The following is a 17,732-nucleotide window of genomic DNA, read 5'->3' on the forward strand; positions in this document are numbered from 1 at the left end:
GGCGGATGGCAAGCCCTGACGTGCGGTAGACCGGCGGAACCGGGATCTGACGTGCGGTAGGCCGGCGGACCCAGGATCTGACGTGCGGTAGGCCGGCGGACCCAGGATCTGACGTGCGGTAGGGCAGCGGACCCAGGATCTGACGTGCGGTAGGCCGGCGGACCCAGGATCTGACGTGCGGTAGGCCGGCGGACCCAGGATCTGACGTGCGGTAGGGCAGCGGGCCCGGGATCTGGTGTGCGGTAGGGCAGCGGGCCCCAGGAGCCGGCGGGCGGGAGGCCGTCGGACGCCAGGGCCTAACGGGCCGTCAGTCGGCGGGCCGCCTCCTTCACCGACGCCCGCAGGCGGTCCCGGTCCGGCTCGTCCTCCCCGACCAGGATGCGCCGCATCTGCGGGACGACGGCGGTCCAGTTGGCCAGGGCGGTCAGCAGGAACAGCAGGTCGGCGGCCGGGATCGCGTCGGTGACGACACCCCGCTCCTGGCCGTCGCGCAGGGCGGCGACCTTGCGGACGTAGTGCTCCCGGCGGTCGGACTCGTGGGGCAGCTCGGTGCTGCCGTACTCCAGGCCCTCCCAGAAGAGCAGACGCAGCAGCTCCGGGTGGGCGGCGTGGTAGTCCATGAGGCGGTCGACCCAGCCCTCGATGTCGTCCGGGTCGACGGGGACGGCTTCGGCGAGGTGGAGCATCTTCTTCTCGAGGACGATCGCGAACAGCTCCGCCTTGTTGCCGAAGTAGGCGTAGATGAGCTGCTTGTTGGCCTTCGCCTCGGCGGCGATGCGGTCGATGCGGGCGCCGGCGATGCCGTGCCGTGCGAACTCGGCGACCGCCGCCTCGAAGATCCGGGCCTTGGTGGCCTCGGGGTCCCTTGCTGCCATGGGGAGAGGGTAGCGCGGCCAGGTAACCAACTGTTTGGTTGACAGGGAATGGCGGGGCGCCACAGACTGTTTCCCCATCAGCCAACCAACCAGTTAGTTGCTAGAGTCGACTCCAAGGAGTCCCTTCCCATGCCGTCAGCCACCACCACCGCCCCGCGGGCCACGGCCTCCGTGCCACCGGCCCGGACGCCCGCGCCCGGCCTCTTCCTCACGCTGCTCGCCGTGTGCAGCGCGGTCACCGCGGCCAACATCTACCTCGCCGCGCCGCTGCTCCCGCTCATGGCCCGCGACTTCGGCTCGGCGCCCTCCGCCATCGCCTGGATCGCCTCGGTCGCGCAGCTCGGCTACGCCGTCGGCCTGCTGTTCTTCGCCCCGCTGGGCGACAGTGCGAACCGGCGGCGGCTGGTCGCCGGGCTCACGCTGGTCACCGCGCTCGCGCTGGGTGCCGCCGCGGCCGCCCCGGGTGTCGCCGTCCTGGCGGCCGCGATGTTCGTCGCCTCGGCGGCCACCGTCATCCCCCAGCTGCTCGTCCCGCTGGTCGCCGAGCGGGCCCCCGCCGAGCGGCGTGCCCGGCATGTCGCAGCGGTCATCGCGGGGCTCTTCACCGGCATCGTCGGGGCCCGGGTGCTGGGCGGGCTGGCCGGGCAGGCCTTCGGCTGGCGCTGGGTCTTCGCCGGTGCGGCCGTGCTCACCCTGGTGCTGGGACTCGCGACGGCCGTGGTCCTGCCGTCGCGGCGGCGCCGGGACGGGCCGCTGTTCGCCGGGCTCGTCGCGCTGCCGTCGGTGCTGCGGAGCTCGCCGGAGCTGTGGCGGGCGTGTGTCCGGCAGGCCGGGATGTTCGGTGCGTGGAGTGCGCTGTGGACCTCGCTGGCTCTGTTGCTGACCGGGCCGGAGTACGGACTGTCCACCGCGACGGCCGGGCTGTTCGGGCTGTTCGGCCTGACGGCGAGCGCGGTGGCGCCGCTGGCGGGCGGGCTGGTGGACCGGTTCGGTGCGGCGCGGGTCGTGCGGTCGGCGTATCTGTTCGCGGCCGTGTCGGTGCCGTTGTTCTGGCTGGGCGGGCAGGTGCTGGTGGCGTTGTTCGCCGCGGCGATCGCCGTGCACGCGGCGCTGGTCGCCTCGCACGTCGCCAACCAGACCCTCGCCCTGACCGCGACCTCCACCCCCGCCACGGCCAACACCGCCTACGTGGTCGCCGGTTTCGCGGGCGGCGCGGCCGCTTCGGCCCTCGCGGGGGCCGCGTTCAGCCACTTCGGCTGGGGCGGGGTGTGCGCGGTGGCCGGTGTGTGGCTGGTGCTGGGGTGGGGGCTGACCTCCGTACGCCGGTGAAGGCGAGGCAGCCGGACGGTCGGGCAGGCCGGGCGGGCAGGCATTCCGGGCCGGCCCGGTCGGCCGGGACCGGCGTACCGGCCGGGCTCGGCACACCGACCGGGCTCCGCATACCGACCGGGCTCCGCATACCCCGCGGGTCCGGATCAGGCGTCAGGACGGCTGGGGCGGCACGCGGTCGGGCCGTTCGGAGGTGGCCGAGCTGCGGTCGCCGATCGCGAACGTGGACGAGTCGACCGTCCCGATGTGGATACCGCCCTGGGGCGCCTCCGGCCTGGTCAGGAAGTCCCGAAGGGTCCGGCCCGTGGGGGCGATGTGGGGCGCGATGCTGACCAGGAGGGCGATGCCGAGCACCACGGCGGCCAGCTGCCCGACATAGCCGAGCAGCGCGGCCAGAGGCGGGACGGTGAATGTCAGGAAGGCCAGCGCGAAGAAGGTGGGGACGTGCTCGCGGTCCTCCTTCCTGCGGGCGGCCGCGCGTTCGTGGAAGTCGACGTCCCCCTCGTCGTTGTGGTCCACGACCTTCCACCCGGTGATGTCCCGTGCTGCGACGGAGAGCCGCAGCGTCACGGACCGGCCCCGCTCCAGGTGCGCGATCGTGAAGACGGCCTCGCTCACGGCCTGTTCGAGGTCCGGGCGCCTGGTCACACCCATCTCGCGCTCGGGCTGCGACGTCGGCACCGCTTCGAGGATCCGGGCGTCCGGCGGAAAACTGAAGCGCAGTCGCTCGTTCTTGACGACCCGGTTGCCGCTGTTCTCGACCCGGAACTCGACCGAACTCAGGCCCTCGATGGGAAAGTCGTCGAAGCTGAGCCGGAGCCGGCGGCGCATGGTGTCGTCGGTGGACACCATGGCGTTGCTGACCTCGGCATCCCAGGAGAGCCGCTTGGTCGGTTCGCGGCGGAGCTTCATACGCTCGATGGCGACGGTCCCCAGGATGCCGAGGACCACGCCCACGACGGCCACGACGAGGTTCTGCTGGAACTCGGACAGCACACTCTCGCTTGCCGCCGTCACGGCAGGAGCCGCACCCCACTGCATGACAGTCCCCCGTCTCCCCGGCCCGGTGCCCGGCCCCTCGATCCAACCAGAAACGAGGTGCCGGGGCGGGTCGGTCGTCCGGCCTCGGGGCGGGTCGGATCAGCCGAGGGACGTGACGTCCAGCTCCCCTTCCGCGTACTGCTTGCGCAGCACCTTCTTGTCGAACTTGCCCACGCTCGTCTTCGGGACCGCCTCGATGACCGTCCAGCGCTCCGGGAGCTGCCACTTGGCGATGTTGCCCTCGCCGGCGAGGAAGGCGCGCAGGGTCTCGAAGGTGGCGGTGGAGCCCTCCTTGAGGACGACCGTGGCGAGGGGACGCTCGCCCCACTTGTCGTCGGGGACGGCGACCACGGCCGCCTCGGCGACGTCCGGGTGGGACATCAGCGCGTTCTCCAGTTCCACCGACGAGATCCACTCGCCGCCGGACTTGATGACGTCCTTGGCCCGGTCGGTGAGGGTGAGGAAGCCGTCGGCGGAGATGATGCCGACATCGCCCGTCTTGAGCCAGCCGTCCTCGCTGAACTTGTCGGCGGGGCGCAGCGGTTCGGCGCCGGGGCCGTTGTAGTAGGCGCCCGCGATCCAGGGGCCGCGCACCTCCAGCTCGCCGGCGGACTCCCCGTCCCAGGGGAGGCGCTCGCCGCCGGGCCCGGACAGGCGGGCCTCGACACCGGCCGGGAAGCGGCCCTGGGTGAGGCGGTAGGCGAACTCCTCCTCCGTGCCGGCCACACCGGCCGGCGGACGGGCGATCGTGCCGAGCGGGGACGTCTCCGTCATGCCCCAGGCGTGGCAGACCCGCATGCCCAGCTTGTCGAAGGCCTCCATCAGCGAGGGCGGACAGGCCGAGCCGCCGATGGTGACCTGGCCGAGGGAGGAGACGTCACGGGGGTTTGCCGTCAGCTCGGCGAGCAGGCCCTGCCAGATGGTGGGGACGGCGGCGGCGTGGGTCGGCCGCTCGCTCTCGATCATCGCGGCGAGGGGGGCCGGCTGGAGGAAGCGGTCCGGCATCAGCATGTTCACGCCGGTCATGAAGGTCGCGTGCGGCAGGCCCCAGGCGTTCACGTGGAACTGGGGGACCACGACCAGCGAGGTGTCCTCGTCGGTCAGGCCCATCGACTGGGCCATGTTGACCTGCATGGAGTGCAGGTAGATGGAGCGGTGGCTGTAGACCACGCCCTTGGGGTCGCCGGTGGTGCCGGAGGTGTAGCACATGGCGGCGGCCTGGCGTTCGTCCAGCTCGGGCCAGTCGTACGAGGTCGGCTTGCCGGCGATCAGGTCCTCGTACTCGTGAACGTGGATGTGACCGACGGCCGCACCGTCGAGGAGGGAGCGGTCCCCGGGGCCGGTGACGACCACGTGCTCGACCGGCTTCAGGTGCGGCAGCAGCGGGGCGAGCAGAGGGAGCAGGGAGCCGTTGGCGATGATCACGCGGTCTGCTGCGTGGTTGACGATCCAGGCCAGCTGCTCGGGCGGGAGGCGGAGGTTCAGGGTGTGGAGGACCGCGCCCATGGACGGGATCGCGAAGTAGGCCTCGACATGTTCCGCGTTGTTCCAGGCCAGGGTGGCGACGCGCTCGTCGCCGGTGACGCCGAGGTCCTCCCGCAGCGCGTGGGCCAGCTGGGCCGCGCGGGCGCCGATCTCGGCGAAGGAGCGGCGGTGCGGCTCGTCCTCACCGGTCCAGGTGGTCACCTGTGATGTCCCGTGGATCGTCGACCCGTGGGTCAGGATCCTTGAGATCAACAGCGGTACGTCCTGCATGGTGCTCAGCACGGCGTCCTCCCGGGGCGGCATTGCCTACGCGGTGGTAAGGGTTGCGCTGATTCTGCGCACATACCGCGCGGTATGTCACTAGGACCGGGCGATCGATCAGATCACGCCATGCCGGAGAAGGGGCTCACTAGCGGGTGGGACACCGCCTCACTGGCGGACAAGTCCCAGCTCAGCGTCTTCGCGGAGCTTGCCGATCGCCCGGGAGACGGCCGATTTCACCGTGCCCACCGAAACGCCGAGCACCTCGGCCGTCTGCACCTCGCTGAGGTCTTCGTAGTACCTGAGGACCACCATCGCCCGCTGCCGGTCGGGCAGCCGCATGATCGCCCGCCACATCGCGTCGCGCAGCGCCTGCTGCTCGGCCGGGTCGTCACCGCCGGGCACCGGGTCCGGCTCGGGCAGCTCGTCGCAGGCGAACTCGTCCACCTTGCGCTTGCGCCACTGCGAGGTCCGGGTGTTCAGCAGCGCCCGGCGCACATAGCCGTCGAGGGCCCGGTGGTCCTCGATGCGCTCCCAGGCGACGTACGTCTTGGTGAGGGCGGTCTGCAGCAGGTCTTCCGCGTCGCTCGGGTTGCCGGTGAGCGAGCGGGCGGTACGCAGCAGCACCGGCTGGCGGGCCCTGACGTACGACGAGAAGGACGGGTACGGAAGGGTCTGCGCCGCTGGTCCGGCCGCCTTCGAAGCGCTCGTGCAGACGAGTGTGGTCATGGCTCAACGCTATGAGCGGCGACCCCGCGGGCGGATCGGCCGCAGGTCCCGAAGCGGGGTCCCCCTCAGGTTGTACGGGCAGGGCTCGGTGCACCTCCTGTAGGTGGAGCGAAGAGCCCGCGGTACTGCGGGTTCACCCCTGGGGGTCGGCGGTCAGCACGAGTCCCGACGTGGGCACGCCCGTCCCCGCGGTCACCAGGATCCGCTCCGCTCCCGGTACCGGGTTCGCGGCCGTGCCCCTGATCTGCCGCACGGCCTCCGCGATGCCGTTCATGCCGTGCAGGTACGCCTCCCCGAGCTGTCCGCCGTGCGTGTTGAGGGGCAGGTGCTCCTCGGCCACGAAGTCCGCCGCCTCGCCGCGGCCGCAGAAGCCGAACTCCTCCAGCTGCATCAGCACGAACGGCGTGAAGTGGTCGTAGAGAATGCCCACGTCGATGTCGGCCGGGGAGAGCCCGGAGGTGTGCCACAGCCGCCGGGCGACGACCGCCGCCTCGGGCAGGCCGGTGAGGTCGTCGCGGTAGAAGCTCGTCATCTGCTCCTGGGCGCGTCCGGCGCCCTGGGCGGCCGCGGCGATCACGGCGGGCGGGTGGGGCAGGTCGCGGGCGCGTTCGACGGAGGTGACGACGAGGGCCTGGCCGCCGTCGGTCTCCTGACAGCAGTCCAGCAGCCGCAGCGGTTCGACGATCCAGCGCGAGGCGGCGTGGTCGGCCAGGGTGATGGGGCGGCCGTGGAAGTGGGCCGCCGGGTTGGTCGCAGCGTACTTCCGGCCGACGACGGCCACGTGCCCGAACGCCTCCGGGGTCAGCCCGTGGGTGTACAGATAGCGCTGGGCCGTCATCGCCACCCACGAGGCCGGGGTGAGCAGGCCGAACGGCAGCGGCCAGCCGAGGGCCGCGCCCTCCGCCGAAGGCTCCCGGTGCCGCACCCCGGAGCCGAAACGGCGGCCCGAACGCTCGTTGAACGCCCGGTAGCAGACCACCACGTCGGCCACGCCCGCGGCGATCGCCAGAGCGGCCTGCTGGACGGTGGCACAGGCCGCGCCACCGCCGTAGTGGATCCGGGAGAAGAAGGAGAGCTCCCCGATGCCGGCCGCCTGCGCGACGGTGATCTCGGGGCTGGTGTCCATGGTGAACGTCACCATCCCGTCGACGTCGGACGGGGTCAGCCCGGCGTCCGCGAGGGCCGCCCGCACCGCCTCGACGGCAAGCCGCAGTTCGCTGCGGCCGGAGTCCTTGGAGAACTCGGTGGCCCCGACACCGACGACGGCCGCGCGCCCGCCGAGACCGTCCCGCCCGCGCGGGCTCATCCCGCGACCCTCACCGTCACGGTGCCGGTGACGTGCGTGCCGAGGCCGTTCGCGCCGACGATCCGCACGGTCGCCGTGTCGCCGTCGACCTTCTCGACCGTGCCGGTCAGCACCATCGTGTCGCCGGGGTGGTTGGGCGCGCCGAGCCGGATGGCGACCCGGCGCAGCCGCGCCCGCGGGCCGAAGTGGTCGGTGATGTACCGGCCGACCAGGCCGTTGGTCGTCAGGATGTTCATGAAGATGTCGGGGGAACCCTTCTGCCGGGCGAGCTCCGGGTCGTGGTGGACGTCCTGGTAGTCGCGGGAGGCGATCGCACCGGCGACGATCAGGGTGCGGGTGATCGGGATCTCCAGGGGCGGCAGCCGGTCGCCCGGCCTCACGGGGCCACCCCCTGGAAGACGGGCAGCACCAGCTCGTCGTCGTAGCGCCGGAACTCCAGCCGCACCGGCATGCCGATGCGCACCTTGTCGTGAGGCACACCGACGACGTTGCTGACGATCCGCACGCCCTCGGCGAGCTGGATCAGGCCGACCGCGTAGGGCGGCTCGAAGGCCGGGAAGGGCGGGTGGTGCATGACGACGTACGAGTGGACCGTGCCCTCGCCGCTCGCCCCGACGGTGTCCCAGTCCGGGGAGCCGCACGCGTTGCAGCCCGGCAGCCAGGGGAAGCGCAGGGCGGAACAGGCGGTGCAGCGCTGGATGAGCAGTTCATGGCGGGCCACGCCCTCCCAGAAGCCGGCGTTGTCCCGGTTGACGACGGGCCGGGGGCGGCGTTCGGCCGGTGCCGGGGGCCGGTGTGCGGGGGCGTACTTGAGGATGCGGAAGCGGTGGGTGCCGGCGAGTTCGCCGCCTGCGCGGACGTCCGTACGGGTCGTGACGAAGTAACCCGCCCCGAGCTTCGTGGTCTTGCGGCCGGACACCGATTCGATCACCGAGTCGAAGGTGATCTCGTCGCCCGGGCGCAGTGGGCGCAGGTACTCCTGTTCGCAGTCGGTGGCGACGACCGCGTGATGGCCCGACGCATCCAGCAGGGTGAGGAGTTCGTCGTAGGCGGCCGTGCGTTCCGGGCGGTGGGTGAGTCCGGCCATGGTCCACGCCTGGAGCATGGTGGGCGGCGCGATGGCGTCCGGTCCCGTGTACGCGGGGCAGGTGTCGCCCATGGCCTCGCACCAGTGCCTGATCATCGGCTCGTTGACGGGGTCGCGGCCGACCCCGGTGGCGGCGGCCGGCCGGCCCTCGTAGGCCTTCAGGCGCGCCTCGAACTCCTCGTCGACCTCCGGCTCACCCTTCACAGTTTCTGACTGTCCGTCAGATCCATTGCCCCGTCAAGGGCCCCGGGGGCGCGAGAAACGCCTGCGGCCAGAGGTGTTCGAACGCGGACGCCGCAAGGGGCGAAGCCTTCCGGCGGTCTTCCCGGCCGGACACCGCCCAGGCGCGTCGCACCCGCTCTTCCCCGGCCGGGGAAGCGCCCCAGGCGCATCACCCCCGTTTCCCCTTTCCTTTTTCGAACGTACGTACGAAACTAGAGGCATGGCCACCACCGACCGGCAGGCCACGACGCTGGCCCTCGCACACGCCCTGTCCGCCGCCGAGCGCGGACTGGCCGTCATCCCCCTGTCCCGCTCCAAGCTCCCCGCGCTGCGCTCCCCGCACCGCGACGACCCCACGCCCTCCCCCTGCCACGGGGCGTGCGGCCGCCTCGGGCACGGGGTCTACGACGCCTCCAGCGACCCGGACCGCATCCGCGAGCTGTTCGCCGCCGCGCCCCGGGCGACCGGCTACGGCATCGCCTGCGGGCTGCCCCCGCACCACCTGATCGGCGTCGACCTGGACGTGAAGACCGGCACGGACTCCTCGGCCGCCCTGCGCGAGCTGGCGCTGCGGCACCTGTTCACCATCCCGCCGACCGTGGTCGTCGTCACCCCGTCCGGCGGACGGCATCTGTGGCTGAGCGGCCCGCCCGAGGTGGTCGTCCCCAACTCGGCGGGCCGGCTCGCCCCCGGCATCGACATCCGCGGCGCGGGCGGCTACCTGGTCGGCCCCGGCTCGCGCACGGACCGGGGCGCGTACGCCGCCGCCCCCGGCACCGCGCACCTGGCCCCCGCCCCCTGCCCGCGCTCCCTGTTGCGGCTGCTCATCCCACCGCCCCGCGCCCCGCACCCCCACCACCCCGAGGCACCGGCCGCCGGGGGCCACGGCCGGGGCCTGGTCCAGTTCGTCCTGGCCGCGCACGAGGGCCAGCGCAACACCCGCCTGTTCTGGGCCGCCTGCCGGGCCTACGAGGACGGCATCGGCCCGGCCCTGCTCGATCCCCTGGTCGACGCGGCCCGGGACACAGGCCTGTCCGAGCGGGAGGCCAGGGCGACGATCGCCTCGGCGGCACGGATGACGGGGCACCGGCCGTGAGCAAGGCCCCGCCCATGACCACCACCGAAAGACCTCGATGCAACGCCACGCAAAGGCGCCGGCCCTGGCGCTCGCCCGTCTCGTCCTGGCCTCCGGCCGCCGGGTGGACCTCGCCGACCTGCGGTTCTCCTCGACCTACGGCGACCTGCTGGACGGCTACCCCTGCAAGCCGCTGAACGACCTGCGGATCCGGGGCCTCCTGCACGCCGCCGAGCGGTCCCGCCCGGGCACGCCGGTGCACCTCGTCCCGCCGCGGCGCGAGTACCCCGACCAGTACGCGGGCGGCCTCGGCCCGGTCGAGGTGCTGCCCGCCGTGGCCTGCCTCGGCACGTTCCACTCCACTGCCCTGGACCCGGCCCACGACCCGGTCGCCTACCGCTCGCGGCTGACCGTCGTCTGGTTCCAGTCCACCCCCCGCCTCCCCTCGGACCGCGACGCCGAGCCCGCGCTGCGGAACCTCGACTGGCCGGTACTGGCCCGGGACGCCCCCGCTCCCCCGTAGGGTCGCCCGATGAGCACTTCCCGGACGGAACTACCGCGCTGGCAGCTGGAATTCACCTGGTCGCTGTTCGAGTACCACCTGGAGCGGCTGGAGCCGGAGGACTTCCTCTGGGAGCCCGCAGCGCTCTGCTGGACGATGCGCCGGGGCCCCGACGGCACCTGGGTCCCGGACTGGGCGGACACCGAACCCGACCCGGTCCCCGTCCCCACCGTCGCCTGGGTGAGCTGGCACCTCGGCTGGTGGTGGAGCGTCGCCCTCGACCACACGGAGGGCCGCCCGCCCCGCGGCCGCGAGGACATCGTCTGGCCCGGCCCCGGCGCCCCGACGGTCGCATGGCTGCGTGACCTGCGCACCCAGTGGCTGAAGGTCCTGGACGGCCTCACCGACCAGGACCTGGACGCCACCGCCCCCTTCCCCTGGCCGGACGACCCCCGGCACACCGTCGCGCACATGGTGGCCTGGGTGAACGCGGAGCTGATGAAGAACGTGACCGAGATCGGCCAACTGCGCCTGCTGCGGGCGGCTTCCGCACCGGACGCGGCGCGGTGAACGCGTGCGGCCCGGCCGTGCCCCGGCTCCCGGCGCGCGCCCGCCCCGGGCGTGACATCGTGGAGACATGAGCATCGACGTACGCCCGGCCACGGAGTTCGAGGACGTCCGTGCCGTGCTCGGGCCGAAGTCGCCCGCGTCGAACGTGTGCTGGTGCCTGAGCAACCGGATCCCCTCCCGACTCAACAAGGAGCTGCGGGGCCCGGCCCGGGGCGAGTACGTCGCCGAGCTGTGCCACGCCGAACCGCCCCCGGGTGTGCTGGCCTACGACGGTGACGAACCGGTCGGCTGGGCGGCCGTCGCCCCGCGCGCCGACACCTCCTTCGCCCGCAACCGCAAGATCCCGCACGTCGACGACCTGCCGGTGTGGTCGCTCTGGTGCGTCCGGGTCCGCCCGGGGCATCGACGGCAGGGCATCTCGCACGCCCTCATCGCCGGCGCGGTCGCCTTCGCCCGGGACCGGGGGGCACCCGTGATCGAGGCCTACCCTCTGGACAACGGTGACGCCAAGGTCGACCTGACGATGGCGTACGCGGGCCTGCGGAAGAACTTCGAACGCGCCGGCTTCACGCACACCGCGGACACGACCTCGGTCCTGGCCGGCCATCCCCGGATCCTGATGCGCCTGGACCTGCGCTGAGAAAAGGCCCGACCGCTGGCGACGGGGGATGCACCAGCGGTCGAGCCATGGCCAAGGGTAACAAGCGCTTGCCCACCGCGAGCCGACCGGCCGTCAGGAAGCCCCCGGTTGTGACTCGTCTCACTCAACTTCCCCGACGGCCGCTCCCCTTGGCCGGGACGACCTCGTCAGCCACCGCACGGCGGGTCGTAGGAGAGCCGGGGCAGATACTCCTGCCAGGTGTCCCGCGTCAGCACGCCCCGCGTCATCGCGCAGATACGGCGGACGGCCGTGTCGACGTCGAGGTCCCACAGCCGGATGGTGTCCGCACCGCTCGACACCGCCAGCATGGGGCTGCTCGGGCTGAACGACAGGAAGGTGCCCGTATTGCTTTGGGGGCTCATCGACGGGCCGAACGCGGTGGCACGGGCGGGGTCGGAGACGTCCCACAGCCGGACGGTGCTGTCGTTGCCGCCGCTGGCCAGGGTGCGCCCGTCCCGGCTGAACGTCAGCGACACCACCGCCTCCGTGTGTCCCGTCAGCCGCGCCTGCTCGAAGGCCTCGGCGGGGTCCGCGACGTCCCAGAGGCGGACCGAGTTGTCGTCGCCGACGCTGGCCAGGGTTCGGCCGTCGCGGCTGTAGGCGAGCGCGTTGACCGCGCCGAGGTGGCCGCGCAGGGGTGCCCCGGCCAGGGACGCCCGCCCGGGGTCGGTCACGTTCCACAGCCGGATCGTGCCGTCCGCACTGCCGCTGGCGAGAGTACGGCCGTCCGGGCTGAACGCGAGGTGGTTGACGTAGCCCTTGTGACCGGTGAGGGGGCTGCCGAGCGGGCGCGGACGGGCCGGGTCACCGATGTCCCACAGCCGTACGGTCCGGTCGTCGTAAGCGGTGGCCAGGACCTTGCCGTCCGGGCTGAACGCCAAGGGGTCGGCATAGCGCACACGCAGGGGGGCGGGAGAGCCGTACCGGACGGGGTGCCCGGGATCGCCGAGGTTCCACAGCTCCACCACCCGGTGATCCGTCGCGATCGCGAGGGTGTGGCCGTCCGGGGAGAACTCCACGGAGCGCACCTCGCCCCTGACCGGGCGAAACGGTTCACCGATCCGCACCGGCCTGCCCGGTGTCCGCACGTCCCACAACCGGATCCGCCCGTCCTGCGCCGCCGTCACCAGCAGCCGCCCGTCCGGTCGGAACACCCCGGTCCGGCCGGCCATGTCCGACCTCGGCAGCGCCCACAGACGGACCTTGTTGTCACCCGCCCCGGTTGCGAGGGTGCGGCCGTCGGGGCTGAAGCCGAGCGCGTACATCTCGCCGTTGCTGCCCGCGAGGGGGCCGCCCACCTGCGACGGGTACCGCGGATCGCTGACCTTCCACAGGCTCGCGGTGCTGTCCGCGCTGGCCGCGGCGAGCATGGTCCCGTCGGGGCTGAAGGCCACCGACCAGACCGGACCGGTGTGGCCGGTGAGCGGCGTCCCGATCGGGTCCGGGCGGCCCGGACCGGCCATGTCCCACAGGCGTACGGTGCCGTCCGCGCTGCCACCGGCGAGCGTGCGGCCGTCGGGGCTGAAGGCCACGGAGTGCACGGTGGTGGTGTGGGCGGCCAGCGGCGTCCTCAGGGGCTCCGGCTGCGCGGGGTCGGACGTGTCCCACAGCCGGATCGTCCCGTCGTCACCGCCCGCCGCCAGCGTCCGGCCGTCCGGAGCGAACGCCACCGAGCGCACGGCGGCCTTGTGTCCGGTCAGGGGCTCGCCCAGGGCCCGCGCACGGCGTGGAGCGGTCACGTTCCACAGCCGGACGGTGCGGTCGTCGCCGACGGAGGCCAGCGTGCGTCCGTCCGGGCTGAAGGCGACCAGGTAGATCGTGCCGTCATGGCCGGTCAGCGGCTTGCCGAGCGGCTTCGGGCGCCCGGGGTCGGACACGTCCCACAGCCGTACGGTGCCGTCGTCGGAGGCGCTCGCGAGCGTCCGGCCGTCCGGGCTGAACACCGCGCTGCTCACCCAGCTGGTGTGACCCGTGAGGGGCTCGCCCAGGGGTCTGGGCCGCATGGGATCGGCGACGTCCCACAGCCTTACGGTCCGGTCGTAGCTGGCGGTGGCCAGGACCCGTCCGTCCGGGCTGAACGTCGTGAGGTAGACGGCGCCCGTGTGGCCGGTGAGAGGCGTGGAGAGCGGGGCGTTCACGATGGAGAGCAGACGGCTGTTCGCGCCCTCGTCGTCCGGCCGCAGCCCGTGGGCCACCAGGTCGAGCTGCGCCGACAGCGACGGATCGGTGTCCTGGACGCGGTCGGACTGGGCGAGCACCTGCTCGAAGACGGCCTCGTCGCGCTGCTTCCAGGCCACGACGGCCGACCCGGCGGCCAGCACCGCCAGCACGACCAGCGTCGCCACCGCGCCCCTGCTGATCCAGGTGATCCGTCTGCGCAGCCGCACCGACGCGGCCAGGAACTCCACCGCGCTGCGGGTCAGGAACGTCTCCCCTGCCGACCGCGCCCAGCCGTGCGCCTGCTCCAGCCGCGACCCCCGGTAGAGCAGTGAGGTGTCGCGGTTCGACTCCTCCCAGGCCCGGCCGTCCTCCTCCAGGCGCTGACGCAGCAGATTGCCCTGCCGGTCCTCGTCGATCCAGTCGCGCAGCCGCGGCCAGGCGTGCAGCAGCGCCTCGTGGGTGATCTCCACGGTCTCCGCGTCGAGCGTCACCAGCCGGGCGCGGACCAGCGCCTCGAGGGACTCCTCGGTCTTGCAGGGGTCGGCCGACTCCTCCGTGAGCTGACGCCGGGTCCCGCGGCGGCGGGTGGCCCGGGTGTCCTCGCCCAGCCGCACCAGACGGAGCAGGAGCAGCCGGGCCGCGGTGCGCGCGGCGGGGTCGAGGGCTGCCCAGGCCCGTTCGGCGGTCGCCGCGACCGCTCCCTGGATGCCGCCGGCCGCGCGGTAACCGGCCAGGGTGAGCCGGCCCGCCTTCCGGCGCTGCCAGGTGGCGAACAGGGCGTGCGAGAGGAGCGGCAGCACACCGGCGTCGTGCGCCGCGCCCGGACCGTCGGCGCCGACCTCCCGGACGATCAGCTCCGCCAGCCCCGGCTCCAGTTCCAGGCCGACGGCCTTGGCCGGCCCGTTCACCGCGTCGCGCAGCTCCGGGGTGGTCAGCGGGCCGAGCACCATGTGCCGGTGCTGGAGCGCGTCGGCCAGTTCGGGGTACCTCAGGCACCGGTCGTAGAAGTCGGCGCGGATGCCCAGCACCACGACGGCCGGGGCGGATTCGCCCGGGCCGGCGGGCGAGCAGGCGGCGTGCAGCACCCCGATGAACGCGCGGCGGTCCGCCTCGTCGGCGCAGAGGGTGAACGTCTCCTCGAACTGGTCCACGATGACGACCGGTCGTTCCCCGGAGGGAGATGCGCGCCGCGCCCAGGCGGTGACGGCGGTGCGGACGGTGCCGGGGGAGGGGAGAGGGCGGGCTTCGGGGGTGGGACCGGTGGAGGGCGGGGCCTCTGCGGAAGCTTGGCCGGGAGCCTCTACGGAGACTTGGCCGGGGGCCTCTGCGGAAGCTGGGCTGGGGTCCTCTGCAGAGGCCACGTCGGACGGTGCCGGCGAGGCCGGGCCCGACTCGGCCGGCGGGGTCGGGCCGGACTCTGCTGCCGGTGCCGGGCCGGAGTCTGTTGCCGGTGCCGGGCTGGAGTCTGTTGCCGGTGGGCCGGAGTCCGCTGCAGGTGCCGGTGCCGGGCCGGACTTCGTTGCCGAGGCCGGGACGACGGAGGCCAGCTCGGGTATGCACCGGATCAGCTCCGCCAGGGGATCGCTCCCCGGTACGAGTTGCACGACTTCTCGCGCCGGGCCGTTCCCACCGCCGGTCGGGACGGGGCCGCCGTCACCGCCGGTCGCGGCGGGGCCGTGGCCGCCGCTGCCGCCGTCACCGCGCAGGGCTCCGTCCCGAAGGGCGGGCACCAGACCGGCGTTCAGCAACGAGGACTTCCCCGCCCCCGACGCACCCACGAGCATCACGAGGCCGCCCGTGCCCGCGGCGGCCCCGAGCTGGGTGACGAGCGCGTCCGTGCTCCGCTCCCGGCCGAAGAACCACCGGGCGTCCTCCAGCCGGTAGGAGGCCAGGCCCCGGTACGGGCAGACCCCACCGGGGACGGACACGGACTCGTCCGGCTGCCGCTCCTCGCCCCCGGAATCCCCGGGGCGCTCACCGACCGGGTCGGCCACCGCGCTCTCCCACAGCCGCTGCCACTGCCCGAGGTCGTACAGGCCGGGGGAGACCGGCGTGGGCCGCGAGCGCCGCGCGTCGGGGATCAGCACGTGCAACACCGCCGCGAGGGCGGTGAACTGGGCGGGGACGTTCCGGGCGCGCCGCCAGTCGCTGATGCGCTGGGCGGAGACCCGCACGGGCCGCCCCCGTTCGTCGACCCGCTGGAGTCGTACGACCGCTTCGGAGACCCGCTTGAGAGGAGGGTTCCCGGCTTCCCTGTACAGCAGTGCGAGGCGTTCCGCGAAGGCGGTGCGCGACCCCGAGTCGGAGCTCAAGGTCTCAGCTCCTTACTTTCACGCCTGGACGTCCGGACCGGAAAACTCATTCTATATGCCTGACCTGTGTAAACGCCGTCCGCTGGACACCGGAGCCCCCTCTTCCATGGCCGGAAATGGCAGGATCCGGACGCAGCCGCGCACAGCTTCCGTCCGAGCCGGACGAAGAGGCTCCACCGTCCGGTACCGGTCCCCACGAGGGGAGGGACCGGTACCGGACGATGTGGTGATCCTCCCCAGCACTCCGCCCCCCAACCCGGCGGATCCCAGGCTGGACGACCCTGGCCAACTGACGACCCGTCAGCTATGGTCGCGCTGCCGTACGACTCAAGCGATGTGCACGCGACGTACAGGGGTGAGCGCAGTGGAGTCGAATCCCCGGAGCCCACAACCACGGAGCCCACAACCACACGGCGCGCCACCACAGAGCCCGCATCCACAGGGCGGGCCGCGCTGGGTCGCGATGTTCTACCGGCCGGCTGAGGGTTCCTGGCGGACGGCCGCGCAGTCACCCCATCGCTCACCCGTGCTGTACGCGCTCGGTGAGATGACCCAGGCGCTGCGCGCGCGGGGGGACGCGGTGACCGCCGCCCTGTGGGGCCCGAAGGACGGCGCGTGGCACCGCTTCGACCTCCCTCTGGAACCCGTCTCGCAGCCGACCCCCGCAGGGCACACGGCCCCCGCCGGGCAGACGGCCCCTCCCCCTCCTCCCGGCGATCCGGCCGGCGGCGATCCGGCCGAACCGACGCGACTGGCGGAACGCATGACGGACCGCCGCCACCAGGTCCTCATGACGGCCCTGACGAAGGCGGGGTTCTACGACCTCTCCCCGGAGGACGACACGACCGTCCGGGCCGTGGTGGAACGGCTCGACGAGGCGGCCGTACGCCGGGTCGCCCACTGGCTGGGCACAGCCGGAGGCGCGCGCTGACCGGGCCGGTTCAGCGGCGAACGGGCCGGTTCAGCGGCTGACATCCCGGGAAGTCAACTCCCGACGGCCGGGGGCCCGATGCCGTCAGGAGGGGGACGAAACGGCATGAAGGTCTACGTGGACCGCGACTCCTGTCACGACTCCGCGCCGCGGTCGGCGCCGGAGCGGCCGTAGCGAGGGCGGATGCCGGTACCGAGCCTGCTGGCGGTCTTCGCCCATCCCGATGACGAGTCCCTGTCGGCGGGCGGCGTCCTCGCCCGCCAGGCGTCCGCGGGCGCGCGCACGGCGGTCGTCACGGCGACCCGGTCGGCGGACACCGCGCGCGCCGGGGAACTGGCCGAGGCACTCCGCCTCCTGGCCGCCGGCCCGCCCCGCATGCTGGGTTACGCCGACTCCCGCGTCCCGCACTCGGCCCCGGGCCGACCGCGCTGGTGCGACGCCCCGCTGGACGAGGCGGTGGGGGAACTGGTCGCGCACCTGCGCGACTTCCGCCCGGAGATCGTCGTCACCCACGACGCCTACGGCGGGCTCACGGGCCACGAGGACCACGTCCACACCCACCGTGTGACGGTCCTGGCGGCCCACGCGGCCGGCCTGGAACGCCTCTACCCGGAGGCCGGGCAGCCCTGGCAGCCGAAAGCCCTGTACGTGTCGACCCACCCCCACCAGGCCGTCCGGACCTGGGGCGCACACCTGGCCCTCGCCGGAAAGGCGCTGCGCACGGTCCCGGACGAACACGTCACCGCCACCGTCGACGTCACCCCCTGGCTGGACCGCAAGATCGCGGCGATCCTGGCCCACCGCACGGAGGTCACCCGAGGAGCCGCACCGGGCCTGGTGGCCGCCCTCACCGCCCCCGAACGGCACCACCTGCTCGGCACGGAGTACTACACCCGCCACGACCTCCCCCCGCAGGCCCCCCCGGACCGATCTCCTCCCCTGAACCGCCCACAGCGCCACACCGAAGCCGTGACCCCATGCAGAAGGGGTGCCCCTCACTGAGGGGCACCCCTTCTGACCTGCAACATCTATGACCTGCGCGGAGGCGGTGGGATTTGAACCCACGGTGACATCGCTGCCACGACGGTTTTCAAGACCGTTCCCTTCGGCCGCTCGGGCACACCTCCCCGCGCCGGCCGTGATCGGCGGCGCGGGGACAAGGGTAACGGGTCGGTGCGGGCGGGTG

Annotated in this window: 15 protein-coding genes and 1 tRNA gene; 7 read left to right on the forward strand and 9 right to left on the reverse strand. The window is 73.1% G+C overall.

What is annotated here, in order from left to right; genetic code table 11:
• Positions 1 to 296: 296 nt before the first annotated feature.
• The gene (locus ACIQU3_RS09995; protein WP_234850656.1) at positions 297 to 875 is read right to left on the reverse strand and encodes a TetR family transcriptional regulator; all 579 of its coding nucleotides are present in this window, start codon (positions 873 to 875) and stop codon (positions 297 to 299) included.
• 129 nt (positions 876 to 1,004) lie between these two features.
• Here ACIQU3_RS09995 and ACIQU3_RS10000 point away from each other — a divergent pair, with 129 nt between their 5' ends.
• Complete coding sequence (locus ACIQU3_RS10000) at positions 1,005 to 2,204, forward strand: MFS transporter (RefSeq protein WP_403742706.1); 1,200 nt, start codon at positions 1,005 to 1,007, stop codon at positions 2,202 to 2,204.
• Between the two features lie 153 nt (positions 2,205 to 2,357).
• On the opposite strand, the gene ACIQU3_RS10005 is transcribed toward ACIQU3_RS10000, so the two are convergent.
• The 6 genes from ACIQU3_RS10005 to ACIQU3_RS10030 form a co-directional block, all read right to left on the reverse strand.
• Positions 2,358 to 3,221, reverse strand: a complete 864-nt coding sequence (locus ACIQU3_RS10005; protein ID WP_403742704.1) for a hypothetical protein — start codon at positions 3,219 to 3,221, stop codon at positions 2,358 to 2,360.
• A 123-nt stretch (positions 3,222 to 3,344) separates the two neighbouring features.
• Positions 3,345 to 5,033, reverse strand: a complete 1,689-nt coding sequence (locus ACIQU3_RS10010; RefSeq protein ID WP_403742702.1) for a long-chain fatty acid--CoA ligase — start codon at positions 5,031 to 5,033, stop codon at positions 3,345 to 3,347.
• Positions 5,034 to 5,159: 126 nt separating this feature from the next.
• A complete protein-coding gene (locus ACIQU3_RS10015; RefSeq protein ID WP_033309804.1) occupies positions 5,160 to 5,720 on the reverse strand; it encodes a SigE family RNA polymerase sigma factor in 561 nt (186 codons plus the stop codon).
• A gap of 133 nt (positions 5,721 to 5,853) precedes the next feature.
• Positions 5,854 to 7,026: a lipid-transfer protein gene (locus tag ACIQU3_RS10020; RefSeq protein ID WP_403742696.1), complete on the reverse strand. Its 1,173-nt coding sequence runs from the start codon at positions 7,024 to 7,026 to the stop codon at positions 5,854 to 5,856.
• Entirely contained in the window at positions 7,023 to 7,406 is a 384-nt protein-coding gene (locus tag ACIQU3_RS10025) for a MaoC family dehydratase (protein WP_403742693.1), read from the reverse strand. Before ACIQU3_RS10025 ends, ACIQU3_RS10020 begins: the two co-directional genes overlap by 4 nt.
• On the reverse strand, positions 7,403 to 8,317 hold the full coding sequence (locus ACIQU3_RS10030) for a bifunctional MaoC family dehydratase N-terminal/OB-fold nucleic acid binding domain-containing protein (protein ID WP_403742690.1): 915 nt from the start codon (positions 8,315 to 8,317) through the stop codon (positions 7,403 to 7,405). Before ACIQU3_RS10030 ends, ACIQU3_RS10025 begins: the two co-directional genes overlap by 4 nt.
• A gap of 238 nt (positions 8,318 to 8,555) precedes the next feature.
• Here ACIQU3_RS10030 and ACIQU3_RS10035 point away from each other — a divergent pair, with 238 nt between their 5' ends.
• The 4 genes from ACIQU3_RS10035 (at position 8,556) to ACIQU3_RS10050 (ending at position 11,122) form a co-directional block, all read left to right on the forward strand.
• Entirely contained in the window at positions 8,556 to 9,431 is an 876-nt protein-coding gene (locus tag ACIQU3_RS10035; protein ID WP_403924320.1) for a bifunctional DNA primase/polymerase, read from the forward strand.
• Between the two features lie 37 nt (positions 9,432 to 9,468).
• Complete coding sequence (locus tag ACIQU3_RS10040; protein WP_403742684.1) at positions 9,469 to 9,933, forward strand: hypothetical protein; 465 nt, start codon at positions 9,469 to 9,471, stop codon at positions 9,931 to 9,933.
• Positions 9,934 to 9,942: 9 nt separating this feature from the next.
• Positions 9,943 to 10,482: a DinB family protein gene (locus tag ACIQU3_RS10045; protein WP_403742681.1), complete on the forward strand. Its 540-nt coding sequence runs from the start codon at positions 9,943 to 9,945 to the stop codon at positions 10,480 to 10,482.
• A 67-nt stretch (positions 10,483 to 10,549) separates the two neighbouring features.
• Entirely contained in the window at positions 10,550 to 11,122 is a 573-nt protein-coding gene (locus tag ACIQU3_RS10050) for a GNAT family N-acetyltransferase (protein WP_403742678.1), read from the forward strand.
• Between the two features lie 167 nt (positions 11,123 to 11,289).
• Here the strand turns inward: ACIQU3_RS10050 and ACIQU3_RS10055 are convergent, their stop codons facing one another.
• Positions 11,290 to 15,615: a hypothetical protein gene (locus tag ACIQU3_RS10055; RefSeq protein WP_403924323.1), complete on the reverse strand. Its 4,326-nt coding sequence runs from the start codon at positions 15,613 to 15,615 to the stop codon at positions 11,290 to 11,292.
• Positions 15,616 to 16,141: 526 nt separating this feature from the next.
• Between ACIQU3_RS10055 and ACIQU3_RS10060 the strand changes: the two genes are divergently transcribed.
• Positions 16,142 to 16,546, forward strand: coding sequence for a hypothetical protein (locus ACIQU3_RS10060; protein WP_403924327.1), 405 nt, complete (start codon positions 16,142 to 16,144; stop codon positions 16,544 to 16,546).
• Positions 16,547 to 16,729: 183 nt separating this feature from the next.
• A complete protein-coding gene (locus ACIQU3_RS10065) occupies positions 16,730 to 17,548 on the forward strand; it encodes a PIG-L deacetylase family protein (RefSeq protein WP_403924329.1) in 819 nt (272 codons plus the stop codon).
• 38 nt (positions 17,549 to 17,586) lie between these two features.
• On the opposite strand, the gene ACIQU3_RS10070 is transcribed toward ACIQU3_RS10065, so the two are convergent.
• Positions 17,587 to 17,673, reverse strand: a tRNA-Ser gene (locus ACIQU3_RS10070).
• Between the last annotated feature and the right edge of the window lie 59 nt (positions 17,674 to 17,732).

The organism is Streptomyces sp. NPDC101110 (assembly GCF_044759525.1).
Classification (GTDB): Bacteria; Actinomycetota; Actinomycetes; order Streptomycetales; family Streptomycetaceae; genus Streptomyces.